Genomic DNA, 4,166 nt, shown 5'->3' on the forward strand with positions numbered 1-4,166 from the left:
TTTGCTAAAGGAGACGGTTTTGCTTTGAGCAGAACCTTTGAGCGAGAGGTTTTGCGATCGAGCGAACCTATTTCTGTCGAATCAGCCGGCACTACTCAGTGGCGCAACCACCCCGCTTACAGCGTCCGCAAGTTGGAGGCTTTTGTGGGCACGAGGGTAATAGTGCAAGGGCGAGTTTTTGGCACTTTGAGCTTTACTTCCCGCACCACTAAATCTCCTTTTAAACCGCTGAATTTTGAAATTTTAAAGTTGATGGGCAATTACATCGGCGCAGAAATTGCCCGCGAAGAGCGAGAGCGAACTTTGCAACGTCAGTACCAGCGCGTTTTACTACTCAAACAAATTACTCAAAAAGTGCGATCGACCTTAGACACTCAAGAAATTTTTCAAACTACCGCCACCCAAATCGGCCGCGTATTTGGTGTCAATCGCTGTACAATTCACACCTATCTTTCTGAACCTTATCCCCACCTTCCTTGCGTTGCGGAATACTTAGAACCCGGTCACGAATCGGCTTTAGATTTAGAACTTTCTGTCACTTATAACCCCTACACAGAAAAACTCCTCGCTGAAGATATAGCCCTGGCATCTCCCGATGTGTTTGCCGATCCTTTGCTGGAATCTTCGGGGCCGATGTGCCGCCGCATCGGATTAAAATCTATGTTGGCTGTTCGCACTTCCTATCAAGGAGAACCGAATGGAATTATTACTTTGCACCAGTGCGATGCAACTCGGCAGTGGAATCCCGACGAAATTGAACTATTAGAAGATGTTGCTGCTCAAGTCGGCATTACCTTAGCTCAAGCACAACTTTTAGAAACCGAAGTTCAGCGACAGCGACAGTTAGCAGAGCAAAATGAAGCTTTGGATCAAGCACGACAAGCGGCGGAAGTTGCTAATAGAGCTAAGAGCGAATTTTTAGCGACTATGAGTCACGAAATTCGCACTCCGATGAATGCGGTAATCGGGATGACGGGCTTGCTGTTGGATATGGAACTAACTCCAGAACAGCGGGATTTTGTGGAGACAATTCGTACCAGCGGCGATGCTTTGCTGACTATTATTAACGATATTCTCGACTTTTCCAAGATTGAATCAGGAAAATTGGATTTGGAACGCAGCCCCTTCGAGCTGCAAAACTGTATAGAAGAATCTCTGGAATTACTGGCTCCGAGAGCCTCAGAAAAAGGTTTAGAGCTGGCTTACTTTATTGATGATTCTGTTCCGAAAAACATTTTAGGAGATGTCACGAGACTGCGCCAAATTTTGGTAAATCTGCTGGGCAATGCAGTTAAGTTTACAGAATCTGGAGAAATTGTGGTGTGCTGTACGGCTAGGCAAATTGAACAGGTAGCTGCTAATAGTTCACCAGATAAAATTAATATTCTAGCGCCACAACCGCTAGCAATTAATCAGGGAGAGTTGGCACGTAGCAAACAATACGAGATTCAATTTGCTGTCCAAGATACGGGAATTGGCATTCCGCCAGACCGGATGGATCGCCTGTTTAAAGCTTTTTCGCAGGTGGATGCTTCGACAACGCGACATTACGGCGGGACGGGTTTGGGACTGGCTATCAGCCAGCGTTTGAGCGATATGATGGGCGGTACAATGTGGGTTGTCAGCCAGGTTACTCCGGGAAGTTTTAAGTCTCAACCGGGAGTTTCTGCGATCGGACAAAGTATCGCTGGAATGTCGCCTGCAGAATTTACTCCGCCGTCGATGTCGGGTTCGGGTTCGATTTTTTATTTCACGGTGACTGCGGAAGCGAATGACATCCGGGCTGAGGAAAAAAGGCCCGAATTTGCCGCTGGTAAGCGCTTGTTAATTGTTGAGCATCATGCCATTAATCGGCAAGTTTTGATCCGGCAGGCAGAGTCTTGGGGAATGATACCCGTGGCTGTAACTTCGGGTGCTGAGGCGTTGGAAATCATCAAAGGAAATTCGCCGCTCGATTTAGCTATTTTGGCGATGAATCTACCAGATATGGACGGTGTGGCTTTGGCTGTGGAGATTCGGAAATTTGAGCTGAGCAATTTGTCCGGCGGCGAGGGTCTAAATCCGAATGTCAGCGTTAAAAGCCCTCGCAAAATAGCACTACCTTTGGTGCTGTTTACTTATTTAAGTAAGGCGGAAGTTTGGAAAAAACTTGAAACTACAGAAGTACATTTTTCTGCTTTTTTAACTAAACCTTTAAAACAATCGCAGTTTTATAATGTGTTGCTGCAAGTTTTTGGATATGTTACTGGCAGAAGCGGCAGGGGAGAAGTTTCAAATGTGGTAACTTTGACTTCGGGATTGAAGTATTTTGAAAATTCTCAAGAACAACACCGCGTGCAGCGGACGCCTGCTGTTTTGAGGCAGGTTGCGACGAATTCTGCCGGACAGGATGCAACTAATTCTACTCAGATTCGGATTTTGCTGGCTGAGGACAATGTGGTGAATCAAAAAGTCGCTACGCATTTACTCGACAGGATAGGATATCGGGCTGATATTGCAGCTAATGGGTTGGAGGTTTTGGAGGCCTTGAAGCGGCAATCTTACGATGTTGTGCTGATGGATGTGCAGATGCCGAACATGGATGGGTTGGAAGCGACGCGCCGCATTTGTCAGGAATGGCCTGCTAACAAGAAGCCGAGAATTATTGCGATGACTGCTAATGCGATGCAGGGCGATCGCGAAAAGTGTCTGGAAGCAGGTATGGACGATTATATTACTAAGCCGGTGCGCCGGGAAGAGTTGGCGATCGCCTTGAGCAAGTGCTCACCTCTGAAGCGGGATGAATTGGATGCGGTTACTGAGCAAAACAATCAAGATATTTCTGATCACATTGACAGTGATGCTGCGGCATCTTCGAGCGTTCAACCGGGAGCCGATTCGCCGATTGATTTTCATATTTTGCAAAATCTCCGCGAGCTAGACGATGATGAAGACCCAGATTTTTTGGGGGAACTGATTAAGATATATTTGGAAGACGCACCGCAACATTTAGAAACTATTAAGGAGGCTATTTTTCTGGGCGATGCTGATAGTTTGAAGCTGGCTTCTCACACGCTGAAGTCGAGCAGCGCCAATTTAGGAGCCGTGTCTTTTTCTGCTGTTTGCAAGGAGTTGGAGTATATGGGCCGCGTGGCGGTTGAGTCTGGAGGAGAACAGGTTTTTGATGTGAGTACGGCGCGCGATCGCCTGTTGGAAGCCCAAGCGGAGTGGGAAAAGGTGCGAGCGGCTTTTGAGACGGAATTGGAAACGGGGAAGTTGCGATCGCAAATAGGGTAATTTGTTATTTTTTATTTGTTGGTTGTTATTGGTTATTTGTCAGTTTCAATAACCAATTACCAATGCCCAATGCCCAATTCCCAATGCCCAATTCCCAATGCCCAATTCCCATATTTAACTTTCACCTAAATATGCTTTGCGAACAGTTTCATTTGACTGCAAATCGCTAGCAGTACCAGCGACTACAACCTGACCAGTTTGGATGACATAGCCGCGATGGGCTACACTTAAAGCCATGCGGGCGTTTTGTTCCACCAGTAAAATAGTTGTTCCTTCAGCATTAATATCGCGGACGATCGCAAAAATTTGACTGACTAACATCGGTGCCAATCCCATACTCGGCTCGTCCAATAATAACAAGCGGGGGCGCGACATCAAAGCCCGGCCGATCGCCAGCATTTGCTGTTCGCCACCGCTGAGAGTTCCCCCTTTTTGACTAATTCTTTCTCGCAAACGAGGAAATAAATTTAATGCTTTTTCCATATCGGACTTGATACCGAGAGTATCGTTGCGGAGATAAGCGCCCATTTCTAGGTTTTCTTGCACCGTCATGCGCGGAAAAATCAACCGCCCTTCGGGACTTTGAGAAATCCCCAAACGGACGATCGCCTCTGTAGATAGTGCTTCTAAAGGCTTTCCCTCAAATAATACAGTGCCTTGGCGCGGGCGCAGCAGTCCTTGAATCGTGCGGAGAGTGGTCGTTTTCCCCGCCCCGTTGCTGCCGATTAATGTCACAACTTCTCCCTGCGAGACTGTTAGCGATACTCCTTTGAGAGCGTGGATATTTCCGTAGTAAGTGTGAATGTCTTTAATTTCCAACATAATTACTCTTTCTGCTTTGTGCTTTATTATATTATCCAGACTAATTATAAATTTTTATTGCATTTATT

At 46.5% G+C, this 4,166-nt stretch carries 2 protein-coding genes; one reads left to right on the plus strand and one right to left on the minus strand.

From position 1 onward, the window contains the following. On the plus strand, window positions 1–3,276 hold a 3,276-nt coding region (locus tag QUA38_RS27750; RefSeq protein ID WP_333167574.1), incomplete at its 5' end, for a response regulator. Window positions 3,277–3,390: 114 nt separating this feature from the next. Here the strand turns inward: QUA38_RS27750 and QUA38_RS27755 are convergent. After that, the gene (locus tag QUA38_RS27755) at window positions 3,391–4,098 is read right to left on the minus strand and encodes an ABC transporter ATP-binding protein (protein WP_333162984.1); all 708 of its coding nucleotides are present in this window, start codon (window positions 4,096–4,098) and stop codon (window positions 3,391–3,393) included. Window positions 4,099–4,166 lie beyond the last annotated feature (68 nt).

Origin of the sequence: Microcoleus sp. Pol12B4 (genome assembly GCF_036701385.1) — a bacterium.
Lineage (GTDB): Bacteria > Cyanobacteriota > Cyanobacteriia > Cyanobacteriales > Microcoleaceae > Microcoleus.